General features: G+C 32.3%; 14 protein-coding genes and 1 pseudogene. 9 read left to right on the top strand and 6 right to left on the bottom strand.

Annotated elements, in window-relative coordinates:
* Positions 1-71: 71 nt before the first annotated feature.
* Positions 72-788, bottom strand: coding sequence for a DUF6090 family protein (locus ABD939_RS12380; RefSeq protein ID WP_345169073.1), 717 nt, complete (start codon positions 786-788; stop codon positions 72-74).
* 218 nt (positions 789-1,006) lie between these two features.
* Positions 1,007-6,583 (bottom strand): alpha-2-macroglobulin family protein, encoded by a 5,577-nt coding sequence (locus ABD939_RS12375; protein ID WP_345169070.1) that lies wholly within the window; start codon positions 6,581-6,583, stop codon positions 1,007-1,009.
* A gap of 255 nt (positions 6,584-6,838) precedes the next feature.
* On the opposite strand from ABD939_RS12375, the gene ABD939_RS12370 reads away from it, so the two are divergent.
* Positions 6,839-7,348 carry a CAP domain-containing protein gene (locus ABD939_RS12370; protein WP_345169068.1) on the top strand — a complete coding sequence of 170 codons (510 nt, stop codon included), beginning with the start codon at positions 6,839-6,841 and terminating at the stop codon, positions 7,346-7,348.
* Here ABD939_RS12370 and ABD939_RS12365 read toward each other — a convergent pair.
* Together ABD939_RS12365 and ABD939_RS12360 are read right to left on the bottom strand one after the other, a co-directional pair.
* Positions 7,345-8,046, bottom strand: coding sequence for a DUF6090 family protein (locus ABD939_RS12365; RefSeq protein ID WP_345169066.1), 702 nt, complete (start codon positions 8,044-8,046; stop codon positions 7,345-7,347). The two genes, ABD939_RS12370 and ABD939_RS12365, sit on opposite strands and share 4 nt — an antisense overlap.
* 86 nt (positions 8,047-8,132) lie before the next feature.
* Positions 8,133-9,173 carry an isoaspartyl peptidase/L-asparaginase family protein gene (locus tag ABD939_RS12360; RefSeq protein ID WP_345169064.1) on the bottom strand — a complete coding sequence of 347 codons (1,041 nt, stop codon included), beginning with the start codon at positions 9,171-9,173 and terminating at the stop codon, positions 8,133-8,135.
* Positions 9,174-9,297: 124 nt separating this feature from the next.
* Between ABD939_RS12360 and amaB the strand changes: the two genes are divergently transcribed.
* The 3 genes from amaB (at position 9,298) to ABD939_RS12345 (ending at position 13,563) form a co-directional block, all read left to right on the top strand.
* The gene (amaB, locus tag ABD939_RS12355) at positions 9,298-10,851 is read left to right on the top strand and encodes an L-piperidine-6-carboxylate dehydrogenase (protein WP_345169062.1); all 1,554 of its coding nucleotides are present in this window, start codon (positions 9,298-9,300) and stop codon (positions 10,849-10,851) included.
* Positions 10,852-10,978: 127 nt separating this feature from the next.
* Positions 10,979-12,370, top strand: a complete 1,392-nt coding sequence (locus ABD939_RS12350; protein WP_345169059.1) for a DUF1800 domain-containing protein — start codon at positions 10,979-10,981, stop codon at positions 12,368-12,370.
* A gap of 2 nt (positions 12,371-12,372) precedes the next feature.
* Positions 12,373-13,563 (top strand): DUF1501 domain-containing protein, encoded by a 1,191-nt coding sequence (locus tag ABD939_RS12345; RefSeq protein ID WP_345169057.1) that lies wholly within the window; start codon positions 12,373-12,375, stop codon positions 13,561-13,563.
* A 462-nt stretch (positions 13,564-14,025) separates the two neighbouring features.
* Here the strand turns inward: ABD939_RS12345 and ABD939_RS12340 are convergent.
* Positions 14,026-15,158 (bottom strand): annotated as a pseudogene (locus tag ABD939_RS12340) (DUF5929 domain-containing protein).
* A 36-nt stretch (positions 15,159-15,194) separates the two neighbouring features.
* Positions 15,195-15,947: an SDR family NAD(P)-dependent oxidoreductase gene (locus tag ABD939_RS12335; RefSeq protein WP_345169055.1), complete on the bottom strand. Its 753-nt coding sequence runs from the start codon at positions 15,945-15,947 to the stop codon at positions 15,195-15,197.
* A 248-nt stretch (positions 15,948-16,195) separates the two neighbouring features.
* Between ABD939_RS12335 and ABD939_RS12330 the strand changes: the two genes are divergently transcribed.
* The 5 genes from ABD939_RS12330 (at position 16,196) to ABD939_RS12310 (ending at position 22,109) form a co-directional block, all read left to right on the top strand.
* Positions 16,196-17,290 carry a DUF4382 domain-containing protein gene (locus tag ABD939_RS12330; RefSeq protein ID WP_345169053.1) on the top strand — a complete coding sequence of 365 codons (1,095 nt, stop codon included), beginning with the start codon at positions 16,196-16,198 and terminating at the stop codon, positions 17,288-17,290.
* Positions 17,291-17,476: 186 nt separating this feature from the next.
* Positions 17,477-18,478, top strand: a complete 1,002-nt coding sequence (locus ABD939_RS12325; RefSeq protein WP_345169051.1) for an AAA family ATPase — start codon at positions 17,477-17,479, stop codon at positions 18,476-18,478.
* A 42-nt stretch (positions 18,479-18,520) separates the two neighbouring features.
* Positions 18,521-19,387, top strand: a complete 867-nt coding sequence (locus ABD939_RS12320) for a DUF58 domain-containing protein (protein ID WP_345169049.1) — start codon at positions 18,521-18,523, stop codon at positions 19,385-19,387.
* 41 nt (positions 19,388-19,428) lie between these two features.
* Positions 19,429-21,105, top strand: a complete 1,677-nt coding sequence (locus ABD939_RS12315; RefSeq protein WP_345169047.1) for a BatD family protein — start codon at positions 19,429-19,431, stop codon at positions 21,103-21,105.
* Positions 21,105-22,109 (top strand): vWA domain-containing protein, encoded by a 1,005-nt coding sequence (locus ABD939_RS12310; RefSeq protein WP_345169093.1) that lies wholly within the window; start codon positions 21,105-21,107, stop codon positions 22,107-22,109. The genes ABD939_RS12315 and ABD939_RS12310 overlap by 1 nt, the downstream gene beginning before the upstream one ends.
* The last annotated feature ends 18 nt before the right edge of the window (positions 22,110-22,127 follow it).

Raw genomic sequence — 22,127 nt, 5'->3', positions numbered from 1 at the left:
GAAGTACATTGGTAATAAAATAATAATTTTTACTTGTTTTTTACCTCAGTTCTTTGTTGTGCTTTCTTTAATTATTTATTTATTAGTCTTGGATATTCAACTTCCATAAGATTTATTAAATGTAAAGCCTCATTTTTAAGTTCCTTAAAAAAATTGGTGTTATAACGACAAGTCTTTAGAATTGATAGTAAATACTTATATATAACTTCATTATTTAAAAACTCTTTAATAAATGCTGATGATAATTTAGAGTTTTCCATTTCATATTTAAAGTCATTCATATTTCCAATCGGAAATGCAGCTCGTCTTAAATCCATTCTAATTTGTAAAGGATATTCTTTAAAGTTTGAAATACGTATATCAAAATTTTTATAAAACTTGTCTAATAAGTTAGAAAGTGAATCATTTTTAAGTAAACTGCTTTGACCAGAACTCTTTAATTTATCAAAGGTGTTTAAGTCTCTCTCGATAATAAATAATCTAGAAGGAGCCCAATGGTTTTTAGTAAAGAGTATAGTGTCTTTAACTACTTTGTTTTTAGATTCAAAAACGTTTAGCACATATTCTGTTCCATTATATTGGTCACTTAAACTATTAAGTATTTCATCAATATTTGATATCTCAATTTTTAAATCTTTGTATATTTCTTTTATGTACTCTTTTCCACTTTGCTCAATTTTTCTGTTTTCATTCCAATTATTGATTTGAAGCGCAATTAAAATTCCAATAACGACAAGAATTATTTCTCCGATTGCATATTTAAAATACTTGCCAGTTTTGTTTTCCATAAGCAAGTTTTGTCTAATTTTTCTAAAGAATTTTATCATTGGTTAGTTCTTTTCCGAAAGTTAGTATAATTATTTAATTCCGTAAGAGTGAGAAATAATGAAGAACAACGACATGATATGAAATCGTTTTAATGTTTTATATCTAATGTTAAACGAAGTTAGTTGAAATTTTTTACAAATTCAAGAACTTACCAAATTACCACAAGTCAAAAAATCTATTACTTTTCAACCGTAACCCATTTCCCTTTAGTTCGCACTAAAAATTCGTTATCATACATGGCTTCTGCTTGAACGCCAGGTAAATAATAGGTACCTAAATAAGATGCATTTAGCATCACATTAAAGGTTTTAGTACTGCTGGTTTTTCCTTTTTTAGGTAAATCAAAATAGAAGTTTACACGGTCGTCTCTAATGTCTGTATGTCGTGCAGAAGCTCCTGATGTATTACTCCCAAAAGCTGTAAAACGTGTATTTACAATTTCCCAACCAGATGGAAAAATTTGTGTTAATGCCACATCATTTACTGCTACGGTTTTTAAATTACTAACACTAACCGTTGCTACTATATCTTGTCCTTGTATGAGCTCAGAAATATTAATCTTGTTCCCTTTTAAATCTTTGTATTGTACAGAGACACTTAATCCGCGTTGCTCCACTAATTCTTGCCCAAGAGGTAGTTTTCCAGAATTTAACACTCTTACATAAACTACATTGTTTTTAGTATTTGCAAATTTTAAATTATTAGTTCCATCAATAACATTTAATTTACGTTGCGCAATGGCATTTTTAGTATCAATAGTCTCTGTTTTTCCGTTAATGGTATAATTTACATTCAAAGCTTTTCCTCCATTAGCATTAATCATTTTTGCCATAGCCAATAAACTGTAAGCTGTGGTTTGTGTACTCATCCATCGATTACTCGATAAATCTTTAGCAATGGTTTCTGCTAATTCTCGAGTTTTAGAATTTTTAGTTAGTACCATAGTTTCAAGTGCCATTGCTCTATTTCTATCTGCGGAACCATAGGTGTAATAATTATGGCGTACAGGTTCAAAATTAATATTGGCTGATTGCGAAATCTTATCGCTTGCCTCTTTTTGTCCCGCTAAAGCATAGGCTGCGGCTAATCGCCATTTGGCTTCATTCGAAATTTCAGAGAATTCCCTTAGGCGATTCATACTTGCTAAATCTGGACTTCCGGCTAAAGCTAATGTGTACAAGCGGTATGCCTGCGCTAAATCAGAATTATAACGTCTGTAACTTGGTCGCCAATTTCTAGCAGCTTGTTTTTGATACATCAACCAATTACTTTTAAAAGTTAGCGGTAATGCATAGCCTTTCTTTTCTGCTTCAATCATAAAATGGCCCGCATAACTGGTACCCCAATCGTTAGCACTAGATTCTCCAATCCAATAAGTAAGACCTCCGTGCGATCTTTGGAAATGCCCCAAACGTTTGATGCCGTTTTGAATATTTATTTGAATCTGCTTCTTTTTCTCAAAAGTTAAGTCAAAAATATCATTAAGAAATAATTGCGGAAACACACTTGAAGTGGTTTGCTCCACACAACCATGAGGGTAACGAATTAAATACTCTAATCGTTTTGTGAAATCCATTGGAGGTAAAGTTGAAAACTCTACCATTGCTGAATTAGTGCCAGAAACTCCAAAAGTTGAGAACTCTAAAGTTTCAGTGGTATTTGCTGCCAAAGTTTTATCTAAAGCTTTTGAGGTGATTGGGTTGGTGTTTACAACATCTAATTCTACTTTGTAAGTTGATTTTTCACCGTTTCCGGTAGCAATAACTTCAACAGTATTTATGCCTTTTGCTTTACTTACGTCCAATTTAAAATACGCCATTTGTTCATCAGGTCTAGCAAAACTCAAAGCTTTTGATTTCTCTCCAATTATAGACATACCATTGCTTAGTTTTAAACTTATATTGACGTTTTTCACTTTAGGTTCCATAGCAAAAACAGTAACAGGCAAGGTTACTTTCTCACCTGGGCTTAACTTCCGCGGAAGCGTTGCTAAAACCATAAGTGGTTTTTTAACTTCAACGGTTTTATCTGTACTTCCATAAGCTTCATTAGTGTTGTTTCCTGCAACTACCATTGTACGCACAGAACCAATATAATTTGGTAGTTTAATTTTGTGTGTTTTGGTATTTCCAGCATCCAATTTAAACGGACCTAAATAGGTTACCACAGGTTTAAAACGATTTGCTTTTTTGTTTTTACCACCTGCGGCACTACCATCACCACCAATAGCAAATACTTGGTCTATACTTCCAGAATATGCGCCAATAACATCATCAAAAATATCCCAAGTTTTTACACCCAGAGCTTGACGTTTATAAAATTCATTCCAAGCGTTTGGTGTTTTAAAACGTGTTAAATCTAATAATCCTTCTTCAACCATAGCAATTGTGTAAGTCATGGCTTTGCGGTTTTTTTCAGATATTTTTACCTCAAATGTTTGTTCTGGTTTTAGTTTATCAGGCATCTGTAATTGTGGGTCAAGTTTAGTATTTGGGTTTTCAACCATAATAGGAATTACGCCATATAAACGAATTGGCAAATCATTGGCGGTAATGGCGTGTGGTTGTAAAAGCGAAATATTTACAAATACATTTGGTGCCATTTCTTTGGTAATTGGAACATCAACAACCGTTTCGCCTTTTGTTGTTTTTACCCATTTGTACTCTAAAACCTCAGTGCCGTTTTCTATGCTAACCAAAGCCCGACCTTCGCTTCCTGAAGCAAATGTTACTTTAGCAGTCTCACCCACATTATAGTTTTGTTTATCTGCTGAAAACACTAACATTTTTGCAGCCTCTTTATCAGATGATGGTGCTTTTTGCCACCAATTTTTATAGAAGTATGCGGTTCTTCCTGTGGCGTGACCACTTACAGGATCGATAACTCTAATAAGATATCGCCCACGATCATTATCAGGAATTTTAATATTGAAGGTCGCTTTTCCGTTGGTGTCTGTATTTATTTTTGAAGTTAAATATGGTCTATGATAATTACTGGACACATAACTTGCCAAATCATCATAAGAAGAGTTCCACCACCAACGCCATTCAACTTTATAGATTTTCACTTCAAGATTATTTCGTTTTAGTGGTTTGCCGTTTTCATCAACCACTACCACATCAAAGATTTGATTTTCATCTGTAAAAAAGGAGCCGTAAGCATTTCCTTTTGGAGATTTCAAACCAACAAATGATTTATATGGTGCGTATTTTTTGGTAAACGCATCCATCGAGAAATCGCCGCCGTTTTCAAAAGCTCGGACTAAAAATTGCACATTCAGCATACCCGGTGCATTTTTGCCAATATTCAATTTTTTATTTATTGAAGCTATCCCTTTTTCGTTTACATGACCTTCAAAAACATTAATTTCTTTGACATTGAATTTCCTTGTGGGATCATTAAACGTGTAGTTTTTATAGTTTTTAAAACTGGTGTAAGCATTGCTAAATTTTGCTTTAATTTCTGCTTTTAGGTTTTTTCCGGGTGCACCATGTAGCCATTTTACATCTAAATTACCTTTTAATGGTTCATTCTTTGAAAGAATTTCATTTTCAAAATCAACCTTAATTTTTAATCGATTTGGTTTAACGGTTTCAATTTTTAAACTTTTATGGAAGGTTGCACCACCAACAGAAACTTTTGCATTATAATGTCCTGTTTTATCTTCAGTAGATGTAGGTACCGTAAATTTGTAAAAGTGATTAAGATTATCTGATGTAATATTTTTATGAATTAGTTTACCATTCGGGTCTGTAATTTCAAGTTTAACAGGATGTTTTTTAGGAAGTGGGTTTGCTTTGTCGTTTAGCATAAAGGTTAAGTGCAATGTGTCACCCGGTCGCCAAACACCACGTTCGCCATAAATGTAACCTTTTAGTCCGCGTTGTAATCTATTTCCAGAAACATCAAACTTACTTAACGATAAGGAATTTGCGTCATTAAGTTTTACATAAGTTGTGTTTTTTCCTTTTGAGACAATAGCAAACGCCGCATTTTTATCTGAATCAATTAAAGTTAAACCCTGGTTATCAGTTTTTTTACTAGCTATTTCTTGTTGCTGGTAATTGTAGATAGAAACCTTTGCACCAGCCTCCGGATTGGTGTTTAAAATATTAGTAACCGCAAAATAATAGGAGTTATTAGTACCTTGTTTTGCAATAACACCCAGGTTTGAGGCTAGTAAGCTTTGAGACACAATTTTACTTTCATTATAGTAGGCATCATGACATGGGTTTTGTTCCTCACGCCAATTATAAACATAGTTTTTATAACGGTATGCTTTGTTGTCCCAATACGCTTCCTCTCGCAATTCTTCATCTTCACTATCTATTTCAGCATAATCATCTTCATAATAGTCTTCCTCGTAATAATCGTCATAATCATCATTTTCAGAACTGGAAATACTTGTGTTAGCTTCACAATCGTATAACGAATAACGTTTGTTAAAACTTAATTCAACCCTATAAATAGAACCTGCATCAGCTTTAAAAAAATTGGATAAATCGATACTGTATGCTTTCCATTTTCCAGTATTTTCTGAAGCTGTTTGAAGCTGAATAGTTTGCTTTGCAACACGACGACCAACTTTTTTGATGTTGTATTTATTGTTACTATTTAGGTTATTATCTTGTAGAAATTGAAGTGCATTATCTTCAAATATTTTAATAATACGAACATCAACCGCACTTAAATTAACGGTTTTAAAATTAAATTTTAGCTGCTCAGAATTTGGTAAAATAGTGCCATTACTAATGAGTTTTACTTGAGGTTTTAAATCTTCAAAAGTGATAGTTTCAGAAAAAGGCTTTTTCAATTTATAACCTTCAGTATTTTTGATGCCTTGAAATACATCTACTTGAATATTGCCAACCAGTTTAGTGTCTGGGTAAACTTTTAAAACATTTCCATTAACTACATATTTTGGGTTTTTTATGTTTTGAATTGTTATTAAACCATCAAAATTTTGTTGTTTTTTAAGTGGGTCTGAAAAGTTAATTGATAAATATTGTTCTGGCGTTTGAATAACATTAACATCAATAATAGTAAAGTTATTGATGCCGGGAATTATTAGTGTGTTTTCTCCTTCATTAGTTGCCTTTATGGTTTTTCCATTCCATTTTACAAGAATTTTACCATCTTCAATTTTCCTATTAATACTATCAATTTTGAATTCGAAGTATTTTGAAGATTTATTTTCTTCATTAAAAACCAAAGCTAGTTTTTTGCCATTTTGTGATGCTTCAATCAACGTTTTTGCATCTTTAATCGAAATAACATCAGCAGATTTTATAACACCCTCAAGATATTGCCAATTTTTACTATAGGACTGTAAATGGTTTGTTTCAATATTAAAACTAGGTGTTATGGTTTTAAACTGAAAGGTGTAATCTTTAAAACCATCAGGCATATTTTTGAAAATATCCTTTAGTTTTACAGTAACGGTATATTCTGTGTTTGGTTCTAAATTTTCATCTGGCTTAAAAAGTAATGTGTGTTTATTAACTACTGTTAACTTACCTTCAACGTGCGGTTTTATACTTACAATGTTATTTGTTATTCCTTCACCCGCTACCCAACTTTCAACTTCATTTGCCAAGTTAATTTCAATAGGGTTTGCTACAGATGTTATTCCAGAAGAGGTATAACTTATATAATCTCTAAATTTGAAAAGATTATCGGTTTCTACAACTTTTTTTTTGCAGGATGCGGCTACAGTAAAAATTAAAACGAAGGCGAGAAGCTTTTTTAATGACATGGATTGATGATTTTAAATGAACAAATTAACTAAAAAACGAAAGCGTAGGCAGAATCTCGTTAAATAAGTTACGTTTAAAATTTAGTGTTTAGTCTTTTTGCAGATGTTAAATAACTCTTAAGGTTTCGTTCGATATTATTTAAGAAAAGCATCGATAAACGACAAGTTTATCAAGAAACAAGGTATTTTATTAAATTTTATACATCTCTAAATACTTTATACCCGTATATTTCAAGAACCCAATCTACTAATATTATGAAAACTATTTGTTTAAAAAACTACGCCTTATTGCTTTGTATTACTTTTATGTTATTTACTGTTTCTTGTTCTAAAGATGATGTTTCCGAGGATGAAATAGAACAGTCTGAAGCTATTTCTATAGCTGAAGAAATTCTGCAATTGGTAAACGCACACAGGAAAAGTGTAGGTAAAGACCCCTTGTCTTTTAATACTTTGGCAAACGATTTAGCTTACCAACACACCTTGTACATGATAGAGCAAAGCGATATTAGTCATGATGATTTTGACTTACGATCACGCGAGCTAATAGACGAGGAAAACGCATCTAGAACTGGCGAAAATGTAGCTTATGGTCAGCGATCTGCAAAAGAAGTTATGGATGCATGGTTAAACAGTTCTGGACATAGAAAAAATATCGAGGGTGATTTTACGCACATTGGTATTGCAGTGATAAAGAATAGCTCTGGCACTTATTATTTTACCCAGCTTTTTTTGAAGAAGAGACTTGAGGATACTGGTGTTTAGTATTTTAAACGACTAGTAATAAGTGAATCTACCTTTTGTTGTTGTTTTAATGTTTTATCAAAATGATATGATATTTCTTGTTCTATTCCTGATATTAGAAAAATTCTATTTTTAAACCTTAAGGATTTTAGAGTATTGAATGATTTTATTTCTAATGAATAGAAATCAATGTCGTTTTCTAAAGTTTCAAACAGGTTTTTAATTTTAATATCAACTGCTTTTTCAGAAATTAACTCTAAATCTTTTTGGAAGGCTTGTAGTGTAGTTAGTTCTTTTGTAAAAGCTGAATAGGAAGAATTATGGAGTTTCACGTAATTAACCAAGCTGCTATTTGTAAACGTGTAAGATGTAGATCTCAGTATTTTCTCAAAAAAATAAGGTAAACTATCGTTTTCTTTTTCCAAGTTTTCCTTTTCAAGGAAAAAAGTAAAATCTTCAATTATTTTGGGCATATTTTTTCTGTAATCTACATCATATATAAGAGACTCAAGATTAATACTGTTCTCTTCTTGAAGCTTTTGAAGCAAGGTAATTTCATTATTATTAGCCTTTCTTGTTTCATTCCAATTATTTATAGTAAGCGCTATAAGAATACCAATAACAACAAGAATAATTTCGCCAATGGCGTATTTAACGTATTTGGATGTTTTTCCAGTTTCCATAAGGTTGTAACGTATTTTTCGGAAGAATTTAATCATTTACGTTCTTTAACTCGAAAGTAAATTAAGTTGAGGTAGTTGAGGTTGTTTAACTATTAGTGTTAAAGATATAGAAATGTTACAAATTAGTCTTTATACATGCCAATATATAATTCGCCATTTTCATTCATAGTTGCACGGTACATACCAGGAGTATTAAACTCCATAACCATATTTCCATCTTTATCAATGGCAACAATGCCACCTGTTCCCCCAAGTTCGGTTAGCTTGTTTTGAATAACTTCGTTTGCGGCCTCTTTTAAACTTAGCGATTTGTATTCCATAAGTGCAGAAATATCATGAGCTACCATACCACGGATAAAAAATTCGCCCCAACCTGTGCTTGAAACAGCGCAAGTTTTATTGTTAGCGTAAGTGCCAGCGCCAATTATTGGTGCATCTCCAATACGTCCCCAACGTTTGTTAGTCATACCACCAGTTGACGTTCCTGCAGCTAAATTACCAAACTTATCAAGCGCGGCACAACCAACAGTTCCGTATTTAGAATCTTTAATATCTTCATCATAAAAAGAGGCTACTTTATTATCTTCTGAAGCTTTTACGCGCTCTAAAGATTTCATTCTTCTTTCGGTAAAAAAGTAACTAGGTTCTACAATTTCTAAACTTTGTTCGGTTGCAAAAACTTCAGCACCACTTCCAGAAAGCATCACGTGAGGTGAGTTTTCCATAACTGCCCTTGCTAAATTTATTGGATTTTTTACAGTTCTTGTCCCTGCTGATGCACCTGCGTTTAACGTTTTTCCGTCCATAATAGAGGCATCATGCTCGTTGTAACCCTCGTGGGTAAACACTGCGCCTTTACCAGCATTAAATAAAGGTGAGTCTTCCATAATATTTATAGTTTTTTCAACAGCATCAAGGCTAGTTCCTCCATTTTTTAAAATATCGTATCCAACGCGAATAGCTTCTTCTAAAACTTTATTATATTCAGCTTCCTTTTCTGGGGTCATATTTTTTTTCAAAATGGTACCTGCGCCACCATGAATTATTATTGAGAATTCAGCTTTTTTTGTTTCAATTGGAGTTGTTTTAGCGTCTTCAGAAACCTCCTTTTTACAGGAAACAAAAATCAATAGTAGAGTAAATAGATAAATAAGATTTTTCATGGCGAAATTTATAGTTTTTACGAGCATAAAGTTAACAATTTTATCGTTAATAAATTTCAATAAAAACCACTTTTAATTAGTATATTCGCAAATAATTTCATCATAACTAATAAATCAATAATTAATGAGTGCAATGGCAACTAGTTTTGGTATAGACAAAGCCCTTGAAATTTTAGGTGTAAAAACAATAAATGAAGGGACTTCTACGGGGTTGAATAATTTTTCTAATGGCGATATTATTGAAAGCTATTCACCTGTTGATGGACATCTTATAGGAAAGGTGAAAACTACAACAAAGGCTGATTATGAGGAGGTAATGACTGCTGCAAGTAGTGCTTTTAAAACTTGGAGAACTATGCCTGCGCCTCAACGAGGTGAAATTGTACGTCAATTTGGAGAAAAACTACGCGAAAAGAAAGAAGCGCTTGGTAAATTAGTGTCTTACGAGATGGGTAAAAGTTACCAAGAAGGTTTAGGAGAAGTTCAGGAAATGATTGATATCTGCGATTTTGCAGTTGGATTATCTCGTCAACTTCATGGTTTAACTATGCATTCTGAACGCCCTGGGCATCGTATGTACGAGCAATATCATCCACTTGGTATTGTTGGTGTTATTTCGGCTTTTAATTTTCCTGTAGCGGTTTGGTCTTGGAATACAGCATTAGCATGGATTTGTGGTGATGTATGCGTTTGGAAACCTTCTGAGAAAACACCCATCTGCGGTATAGCTTGTCAAAACATTGCTGCTGAGGTTTTTGCAGAAAATAATTTACCTGAAGGGATTTCATGCTTAATTAATGGAGATTATAAAGTTGGTGAGTTTATGACCAAGGACACAAGAATTCCTTTAGTATCTGCAACCGGTTCGACTAGAATGGGAAAAATTGTAGCCAAAGAAGTTGCAGGACGTTTAGGCAAATCACTTTTGGAGTTAGGAGGCAATAATGCCATTATAGTAACACCTGATGCAGATATAAAAATGACGGTTATTGGGGCTGTTTTTGGAGCTGTTGGTACCGCTGGGCAACGTTGTACTTCTACACGGCGTTTAATAATTCATGAATCTATTTACAACAAAGTAAAGACGGCTGTAGTTGATGCCTACAAGCAACTTCGTATCGGAAACCCGTTAGATGAAAACAATCATGTTGGTCCTTTAATTGATACGGATGCTGTAAATATGTACAGCGAAGCTTTAAAAAAAGTTGTTGAAGAAGGTGGTAATTTAGTTGTTGAAGGTGGTGTATTATCAGGAGAAGGTTATGAGAGTGGCTGTTATGTAAAACCAGCAATTGCTGAAGCAAAACCAGATTTTAAAATTGTTCAGCATGAAACATTTGCACCAGTTTTATATTTATTAAAGTATTCAGGTGATGTTGAAAACGCAATCGATATTCAAAATGAAGTAGCTCAAGGATTATCCTCAGCAATAATGACGAATAATTTACGTGAAGCAGAACGTTTCTTATCTGTACAAGGTTCAGATTGTGGTATTGCCAATGTTAATATTGGTACTTCTGGTGCTGAAATAGGTGGTGCTTTTGGAGGCGAAAAAGACACTGGTGGCGGACGTGAATCTGGTTCTGATGCATGGAAAATTTATATGCGCAGACAAACAAATACAATTAATTATACCACTGAATTGCCATTGGCGCAGGGAATAAAGTTTGATTTGTAATATAAAATTAACGATTAATATATACAAAGCTGTTTTCAATTGAGAGCAGCTTTTTTTTGTATCTTCAAAGTCAGGATTAAACTTTTTTAAGTTATTAGAGTCTAATAGTTTATCGAATCTTTTTGTTATGAAAGCAAATCACATACAACATCTATACAGACGGGTTGGTTTTGGAATATTACCAACCGCACTTCAAAATGTTTCCACTAAAAGTAAAAAGCAAATTGTAGATGACTTAATTAAAGCTTCTAAGGATAGTACAAAACTTGAAGTAGATATATCTGAAATCAAGGATATAGTTGGCGGTTTGATGATGAGCGGCTCAAAATTAGATGCCGATACACGACGTAAAATTCAGAAAATAAGCAGACAAAAGCAATTAGAGCTTAATGTGTCTTGGATAAACCGTCTGGCTAATTCCTCAGAAGTTCTTAGAGAGAAAATGACCTTATTTTGGGCAAATCATTTTGTGTGTGAAGATAATAGTATAGTTTACATTCAACAGTTTAATAACACATTAAGGGAACATGCATTAGGGAATTTCGGAGATTTTGTAAAAGCCATTTCAAAAGAAGCGGCCATGACAAAATACCTAAACACCAAACAGAATCGAAAGCAAAAACCTAATGAGAATTTTGCCAGAGAACTTATGGAGTTATTCACTTTGGGAGAAGGTCATTACACCGAAGAGGACATTAAAGAAAGTGCTAGAGCATTTACAGGTTATAGCCACAACCTAAGAGGAGAATTTGTTTTCAGAAAACGACAGCACGATTATACCGATAAAACATTTTTTGAAAAAACAGGTAATTTTACAGGAGAAGATGTTATCGATATTATTTTAGAAAAGCGTCAATGTGCAAAATACATATGCACCAAAATATATCGCTATTTTGTTAACGATGCTGTAAGTGAAACTCATGTTAATGAGATGACAGATATATTTTTTAAAGATTATAATATTGAAAATTTAATGCAATTCGTTTTTACATCTAATTGGTTTTACGATGAAAAAAATATAGGCTCAAAAATTAAATCGCCAGTGGAGTTTTTAGTCGGACTAAAATACACAGTGCCTGTAATGTTTAAAAACAGTAGGCAAGTATTACAAATTCAACGTCTTTTGGGGCAAACCTTGTTAGATCCGCCAAATGTTGCTGGCTGGAAAGGTGGCCGAAATTGGATAGATAGTAATACTATTGTACTACGTTTAAAGTTACCATCGTTATTACTAAACAACGCCTATATTTCAAATGTTAAAAATGGAAATGAAGATGGTTTTATGGACACTAACAAGGAAGAATTCAAGAAAAAATACGGTAGACGTTTTAATACAGAAACCGATTGGAATTATTTTGAAAAACACTTTAAAAATGTGTTACTGCAAGATATGGATAGCCATATTTTGGCTTGCCCTGTAAATGAAGATGCAAAAACATATTTACAGTCTTTAGCAAAAGTTTCAAAGCAAGAATACTGTATACAACTTATGTCGTTACCCGAATATCAAATGTGTTAATTATGGACAGAAGAAAATTTTTAAAACAATCCTCTCTAGCTAGTAGCCTATTTTTTGTACCTAGTTTTGTAAGAGCATTTGAGGAAGTAGCCGCTAATAAATTAGGCTATAAGCGCTTGGTAATTATTCAATTATCTGGTGGTAATGATGGTTTAAATACCGTTGTTCCTTTTAGAAATGATTTGTATTACAAAGAGCGCCCAACTATAGGATTAGCACAAAACGATATTATAAAATTAAATGATGAAGTAGGTTTAAACGCTAGTTTAGCCCCATTAAAACGACTTTACGATAAAGGCTACGTTTCTATTATTAATAATGTGGGTTATCCAAACCCAATTCGGTCACATTTTAGATCGATGGATATATGGCAAACCGCTTCAGATTCTAATCAATATTCGCAAAGTGGTTGGATAGGTCGTTATTTAGATACTTACGGTAAAGACCCACACAGTGCTATTGAGATAGACGATAGTTTATCGCTAGCAATGAAAGGTGAACGTATGAACGCCATAGCCACAAAAGACCCGAAAATTATGTATAATTTATCAAAAGGGCCTTATTTAAAAAATATTAATAAACACTTAAAAGACAAACACTTAAGTGAACATAATTTAGGCTATTTATATAAATCTATGATAGCTGCAGAGTCTTCTGCTAAATACATTTACGAAACCTCAAAAACGGTAACAAGTAAAAAAGAGTACCCAAAAAACAAATTTGGAAAGCAAATGAAAACCACAGCGCAACTCATTAATTCACATGTACAAACCAAAGTATATTATACTTCTCTTGGTGGTTTTGATACGCATGTAAATCAAAAGGCTACCCAAAAACGTTTACTAAATATGTATGCCGAAAGTGTTGAGGCATTTGTAGAAGATTTAAAAGCTAATAACACTTTTAAAGACACCTTGATTTTAACATTCTCAGAGTTTGGGCGTCGAGTAAAACAAAACGCTAGTGTAGGTACAGATCATGGTACGGCTAACAACGTTTTTATTATTGGCGAAAACTTGAAATCACAAGGACTTTATAATAATATGGCTAGTCTAAGCGATTTAGACGATAATGGCGATTTAAAATTCGAAATAGATTTTAGAACCATTTACGCTACCGTTTTAGATAAATGGTTGGAAGTTGATGACAAAAAAGTACTTAATAAATCTTTTAGTCAATTAAATTTTATTTAAAATAATTTGGGCGTTACCCACAAGGGGTCGGGCTTTACGTTACAAGTCCTCGCTCCTTTGTCGCTGTGGGCTTTACTCTGCAATCCCTAACGCAGGCTCTCTTGTTTATTAGGTTTTAAAACTAAACGTTCTGTTTTTTTTGGATTAGTTCGTTTAATGCAAAAATAAAGTTCTGTTTTAATGAACTTTATTGGTTGTTAAACGAAGTTATCTTTTTTTTCTGACAAAGTCAAGTAGTGTTTACTTAAAAAACAACAGCAATTAATGGTATGAATATTTTGGAAAACTATGCTAATTAGTAAAATATATAAATTACTAATGCCAGAAAAAGGACAAAAAAAAACCTTGAGACTCAGATTTATAAAATCGATTTGGAGCACAAGGTTTATTAATTAATAGCGGTGCAAATGTAACACTTTATTTATAGTATCAAAATTTTAAAATTAATTTTATTAACATTTGTTAACTGTACTTCACTTTTCTAAGTATTCTTATAGTCTCTTTATACAAGTTGTAAACTTCTAAATTGTGTTTTTTTAAATAAGGTTTAGCTTCTTGTAATTTATTTATGGCTTCATGAAACAAATTAAAATAACAAATTAAATAGGTAACAGGTAGGTTTTTTAAATCGAGTTCTTCCCTTTTGGTTAAGGTAAGTCCTTTTTTTAATTTTTCTAAAATAGCATTGTTACTATTATAAATATGGAAAAGTTGTTTTTTGTCATATTGTGGTGCGTCAAATAACAGTTTTGTTTCAATACTATAATTGGCATTATCTTCAAATTTTATGAGTGTTTCTTCTAACTGATAATACTTGTTCGAGTTTTGAAAACCTAAGTTTACATATTCAATAATTTTAAAGCTATCATCATCAAATGAAATTGAAACTTCATCTAAAGCTGAAAAAAACAAACGGACTTGTTCATTAATTAATTCAATATCAACTCTTGAATAAAATACTTCATCTTTAACTACTTTTTTTGACCTGCCCAACACAACACAAAATACTCCTTAAAAACCTTGTATTGCGCATTGTAGTCTTTTCGGGTATTCATAAATTCAAAAACACCCTTAAGCGTATGTTCTATATTGTTTTGCGCATGGTTTTCTATGGCTTCAACAATTTTAGAATTGATGTCTTTTATTTCAATATCGAAAACTTTGGGCATGCTCATGCTACCATCTCTAAAAAATACAGAACCACCGTAGTATTTCCATATGTTTTTTCTAAGTGATGTAATTTTTCCAGTAGGCCTAATAGTTACTAAACCAACAACTTTATCATCTGGTAAATGCGGAAATGGGATGTTTTCGTATTGTACTATTGGAGGATTAGTTAAATAAGCGTTAATGAGGTTTTGTATTTTACTATCATCAAAAAAATCTACCCCAATAATGTTATTATCTTCATCTTCAACACCAATAACTATATAGGAATTGTTCTTTGGGTTACTATTGGAAAGTGCACAAATGTGTTTTAAAAATTTTGCCTTACCTTCTTTATGGCTAATATCAACTTTACGCTTCTTATCATAAAAACTATTCTCATCATTATGAGCCAAAAGGTGTTTTATAAGGAGGCGTTTGTTAATCATATTTATAATTTCTGCTAAGGCAGGAATCTCATGGATTTAAAGTTCTTTTTTAACAGTTGTACTATTTGCTTGAGCAGTACAAAACATTAAAACATCGGCTATATTTACATGAGGTGGTCTAGAAATAGCAAAATAAATAACCTCGGCAACATCTTTGGCTTGTAAAGCTTTAAAACCTTTGTAAACAGAATCAGCAATTTTATCGCCTTTAAAGCGTACTTGAGAAAACTCAGTTTCAACAAGCCCAGGATTTATAGCACCTACTTTAATACCATACGGATTTAGGTCTATTCGCATACCTTCAGTAATGGCTAAAACAGCATGTTTACTAGCACAATAAATATTCCCTTTTGGGTAAACTTCTTTACCTGCAGACGACCCAATATTGATGATATGCCCAGATTGTCTTTCTGTCATTTGCGGAATAACAGCCTTGCTAACATAAAGCAAACCTTTAACATTAATGTCCATCATAGCATCCCAATCCTCAATACTTCCAGTGTGTATAGGGTCTAACCCATGAGCATTTCCTGCGTTGTTTATAAGAATATCTATAGTTTTAAATTCGTTTGGTAATGTCTCAATTGCTTTAAATACAGAGGCTTTATCGCGAACATCAAAATTTAAAATATGTACATCTGTTAATTTTTTTAAAGCGCGTTGTATGGTATTTAAACGTTCTGCTCTTCTGCCACATAATATTAGTTTTATACCGTTTTTTGCAAATTCGTAGGCTGTAGCTTCTCCAATACCACTTGTGGCTCCGGTAATTAGTGCGGTTTTAGTCATTTTTTATAAATCAATACATTTAAAAATACACGTTATATGTGTATTTATGCTATTCACATATAAAAGTACTTAAAACTAGTTTAAAATTGTATTATTGAAATTAAATTAGTTGTTTAGGCTTTGATTATGAGTTTTTTAAATTAATAATTAATAATATTTTAGATTTAAATATGCATTAAATAAACCAAACAAGTAATTAGTTACGTATATATTTTTATAAACAAAAACAATTAATAAATATGAGTATAATGAAGAAGTTAAAATTAATTATCCCTTTCTTGTTTCTTACAATTTTTGTTTCCTGTAATGATAACAATTCTAGTGAAGTAAATAAAGGCGAGCCAACAATATCTATAAGATTAGTGGATGGTCCTGGAGATTATGAAGCTGTTAATGTAGAAATTGTTGACGTTATGATAAAAATGGATAACGATAATGACGATGATAACGGATGGATGTCTCTTGAAGCAAATAATGAAATTGTTAATTTATTAGAATTTACAGGAGGTTTTAGTAAAGTTTTAGTAGAAAGATTTCCAATTCCAGCAGGAACTTTAAGTCAAATGCGACTGGTACTTGGAGATGGCAATACCATAGTTATAAAAGACAGTAACAATGAAGACGAGGAGTTTGCTTTAAAAACACCAAGCGCTCAGCAATCAGGATTAAAATTAAAAGTTAATACTGAAATTGAAGAAGGTTTTACTTATGATTTCGTTTTAGATTTCGATGTAGAAAAATCAATTGTACGTGCAGGTAATTCAGGAAATATTATATTAAAACCAGTACTTTACGTGAGTGCTGAGGCAAGTTCTGGAATAATTGAAGGGAAAATTTCTCCAATTGACGTACCATCAGTGGCCTCTGTTTTAGTTGATGATAACGGAACGCCAGAAATAGATGACGATTTTATTATAACAGCTTTTACTGATACCGTAACAGGCGAATTTGCCTTATGGGGCGTGCCAGCAGGAACTTATGATGTTATAGTTAAACCTGTTGATGAAGTGTCAGATTACAGTTATGGAAGCGCAACAGATGTTTCAGTTTCAAATGGCGAGATTACAACCGTATCAGAACCTATTGAGCTTATGCTAAAAACAGCCACAGTTAGTGGTACTGTATCGGGTTTAGCAGATGGTATTGCAGCAAATGTGTCTATAAATGATACAGCTTTAACAACTGTTCAAACAGATAGTAATGGTGTTTATGAAATAAACGAAATTGTACCAGGAAATTACACTGTAACAATAAGTGCTTCGGGATATGTTTCTCAAGAATTTATGATTAGTTTAGATCCAGATGAGCAAGAAGTTGTAAATGCAACTTTAGTATTAGAATAAGAAATTTTAATTTCCAAATAACAAAGGGCAATATCGAAAGATATTGCTCTTTTGTTTTTAAGTTAGAATTAACTTAATTAGTATTAATATTTTAACCAATTGTTAACAGGTATTAATGAAAAATTTTAACAATTTGCAATGCTCAAATAAGGGCAGTATATTCGAGGTTTTTAAAACGAAAAAATAATGGAAGAGACAGGTACAATTGATATTAAATCAATTAATGAGAAAATAGAAAAAGAAAGTGCTTTTGTAGACTTATTGATGCTAGAAATGAACAAAGTCATTGTAGGACAAAAGCATATGGTAGAACGTTTGCTTATTGGTCTGTTAGGGCAAGGTCATATTTTATTGGAAGGTGTTCCAGGTTTAGCAAAAACTTTAGCCATTAACACATTGGCTCAAGCTGTTGATGGAAGTTTTAGTAGAATACAGTTTACACCTGATTTATTACCAGCAGATGTAACCGGTACATTAATTTACAATATGAAGGTTAATGATTTTTCTATTAAAAAAGGACCAATTTTTGCAAACTTTGTACTTGCAGATGAGATTAACAGAGCTCCAGCCAAGGTACAATCGGCATTACTTGAAGCGATGCAGGAAAAGCAAGTTACCATTGGTGACGAAACCTTTACGCTAGACAAACCTTTTCTTGTTATGGCAACACAAAACCCAGTTGAGCAAGAAGGAACATATCCTTTGCCTGAAGCTCAAGTTGACCGTTTTATGCTAAAAACTGTAATAGATTATCCAAAGCTTAATGAAGAGCAACTCATAATGAGAGCTAATATGAAAGGCGCTTGGGATAAAGTAAACCCTGTGGTTTCTGTAAAACAAATTCTTACGGCACAACAAGTAGTAAGAGAAGTTTATATGGATGAAAAAATTGAAAAATATATACTAGATATAATTTTTGCAACACGTTACCCAGAAAAATATAAACTAGCCGATTTAAAACCATTAATATCATTTGGAGCATCACCACGTGGAAGTATCAATTTAGCAACTGCTGCTAAATGTTATGCTTTTATAAAGCGTCGTGGTTACGTTATTCCAGAAGATGTTCGTGCTGTGGTTTATGATGTTTTAAGACATAGAATTGGTATTACCTATGAGGCTGAAGCAGAAAATGTAACCTCGGTAGACATCATCAACAAAATTGTAAACGAAATAGAAGTACCATAGTATTTTCTTAATTCTAGCTTGCAAATTAATGTTGATTGAAAAATGGATACTAAAGAATTACTAAAAAAAGTACGTAAAATTGAGATTAAGACGCGTAGGCTGTCTGATCATATTTTTGGAGGTGAATATCATTCCACTTTCAAAGGGCGTGGTATGACTTTTAGTGAAGTACGACAGTATCAATTTGGAGATGATGTAAGAAGTATTGATTGGAATGTTACAGCCCGTTATAACGAGCCTTACGTAAAAGTTTTTGAAGAAGAACGAGAGCTTACCATGATGTTGATGGTAGATGTTTCTGGTTCAGAATTTTTTGGTACCGAAGAGCAATTTAAAAATGAAGTAGTTACAGAAATTGCTGCAACATTAGCATTTTCGGCCACTCAAAATAATGATAAAATAGGTCTAATTTTATTTTCAGATAAAGTTGAACTTTATATTCCGCCAAAAAAAGGGCGTTCTCATGTACTGCGTATTATTCGTGAATTAATAGAATTTCAACCAGAAAGTAAACAAACCAATATTGCAGAGGCTTTAAAATTCATGCAAAACGTGATGAAGAAAAAAGCTATTGTTTTTGTGTTATCAGATTTTATTGCTGATGAATATCATCACACCATGAAGATAGTTGCAGGAAAACATGATGTAACAGGTATTCGAGTTTATGATAAGCACGAAGAGACTATTCCAAATTTAGGAATGGTACAAATGCAAGATGAAGAAACGGGCGAATTGATGTTGGTAAACACATCATCAAAAAAAGTAAGGCTTAATTATGGAAAATTTTATAATGAAAAAGTAAACTATTATAAAGAGAGTTTTACAAAATCTGGAGCAGGAGCTATTGATTGTAGAGTTGACGAAAGTTATGTAAAAAAATTACTTGGGTATTTTAAAAGAAGAGGATAAAAAAACAGCGTTGGGTTTAACTTAGTTTAGGCCTGTGTAAAATGAAAAATGTAAATTCAAATATAATAGAAACTAGAATTAAGAAAGAAAAGTTAATACTGTCTGGTTTTTTCAATAAAACTGCATTGTCTTTTTTATTGATTCTAATATCTTGGTATTCTTCTGCTCAAATGACATCTTCAATAGATTCAACTTCTATTAAAATAGGAGAGCAAATTACCTATAATATTCAAGTTGAAACAGATACTACAAGTTTAGTTGTGTTTCCGGAGGGGCAAACGTTTTTGCCGCTTGAAATGATAGAATCATATAAAGTAGATACCTTACAAAATAAGGACAAATACAACCTTATAAAAAAGTATGGATTAACACAATTTGACTCTGGTAAATACACCATTCCAAGACAGAAAATAATAATAGGAGACAAAACATTTTACACAGATTCCTTAAAAGTTGAGGTAAATAATATTGTTATAGACACCACTAAACAAGGGCTTTACGATATAAAACCAATTATCGAAGTAAAGAAACCATCTAGTAATTGGTGGAAATATTTGTTAATTACATTATTAATAATTGGAGTAGTTGCATTCTTATTATATTGGTTTATTTGGAGGCAAAAACCACTTACCGAAGAAGAACAAATTGCATTATTACCTCCATACGATAGAGCGAAATTGGCTTTAAAAAAGTTAGATGATACCCCTTACTTAGAGAATGAAAATTTAAAAGATTATTATTCAGATTTAACATTTATTATCAGAAAATATCTAGATGAGAAGGTGTACGATCGCGCTCTAGAAAGTACCACAGACGAACTTATAAGTAGGCTTAAATTACTTAAAGATGGTAATCAAGTAGATTTAAGTAAAGAGGATATTAAAAATTTAGAAAGTATATTAAAACGTGCCGATTTAGTAAAATTTGCAAAGTCTGCACCAGATGTAGAATTAGCAAAACTAGATAGAAATACTATTGATGTCGAGATAGACCATGTAAAAGAAGCACTTCCAGAACCAACTGAAGAAGAGAAGCTTCTAGACCAAAAATACAGAGAAGAGCAAGAGCGAAAAAAGAAACGGAATAAAATAATATTAACCCTTGCAATTGGAGTGTTTTTATTGATAGCCACATATATTGGTTTTTCACTAAAATATGGTTTCAATTATGTAAAAGACACTCTAATGGGTCATGATAGTATCGAACTTTTAGAAGGAGATTGGGTGACTAGCGAGTATGGTTTTCCACCAATTACTATTACAACACCTGAGGTTTTAAAACGAATTGAAACTCCAATTCCAAATGAATTACAAGGTCAAATGAAAATAAAAACATTTGGTTTTGAGCAAAAGCAAAGAATTACCATCGTAGTTTCAAACACAGTACTCACACAAGCTCAAGATAGTTTAGATATTCGCAAAGCTATAGAGGGTAATTTAAAAACTTTAGAAAGTAGAGGCGCTAGAAATATTCTAACTAAAAATGAAAAATTCACTACGCCTAATGGTGCTGAAGGAGTAAAAACTCATGGAACATTAGAATACCCTATAGAAAACACAGATAATTATATTAATGGGAATTACACATTATTAAGTTTTACAAGTGATAATAAAGTAATACAGCAAATTATTTTAACATGGAAAAAAGATGATGTTTATGCAGATGAAATAATGGAACGTGTTTTAAATTCAGTTGAACTTAAACCAGCAGAAGAATGATGTTTGAAGGGATTGAATTTTTAAATAAGCAATGGTTTTGGGTGTTATTAGTACTTCCTTTAGTAATACTATGGTATGTTTTTAAGAATAAAAAACAAACTGCCGAATTAAAAATATCAAGTTTAAAAGGGTTTAAAGTAACAAATTCTTGGTTACCAAAACTGAGACATTTTTTGTTTGCCTTACGATTAATAGCATTAGCATTATTAATTACTGCTTTGGCAAGACCGCAAACGGTAGATGTATCAACCAAAACAAAAACAACTCGTGGTATTGATATTGTAATGGCTATTGATGTATCTGCAAGTATGTTGGCGAAAGATTTATCGCCAAACAGATTAGAAGCACTTAAAAAGGTTGCCGCAGAATTTATTAAAGGCAGGCCAAATGATAGAATAGGTTTAGTAGAATACGCAGGAGAAAGCTATACTAAAACGCCAATTACCAGCGATAAAGCCATTGTGTTACGCTCATTAAAAAGTATAAAATACAATACCATTATTGAAGGCGGAACGGCTATAGGTATGGGTTTAGCCACTTCTGTTAATCGATTAAAAGATAGTAAAGCAACCAGTAAAGTTATCATTTTGCTTACAGACGGTGTAAACAATTCAGGGTTTATAGACCCTAAAATAGCAAGTGAGTTAGCGGTTGAATATGGGATAAAAACATACACCATTGGTTTAGGAACTAACGGAATGGCACTATCACCTATTGGTATTTTGTCAAATGGGCAATTTCAATATGGTAGAGCACAAGTAGAAATAGATGAAGAGCTGCTAAAAGAAATTGCAGACGTAACAGGTGGAAAATATTTTAGAGCTACCAATAACAAGAAGTTACAGGAAATTTATAACGAGATAAATAAACTAGAAAAAACAGAAATAGAAGAATTCAAGTTTTATAATTACGAAGAAAAATACAGGGTATTAGTATTGCTTGCAGGGTTGCTATTGCTAATAGAAGTACTTCTTCGTTTTACGTTTTTTAGAAGTTTTATTTAATTAAAAAAAAGAGATAGC

This window comes from Algibacter aquimarinus (assembly GCF_039543265.1).
In the GTDB taxonomy this organism is placed as follows: domain Bacteria; phylum Bacteroidota; class Bacteroidia; order Flavobacteriales; family Flavobacteriaceae; genus Algibacter_B; species Algibacter_B aquimarinus.
This window is presented reverse-complemented; position numbering and strand designations above follow the sequence as displayed.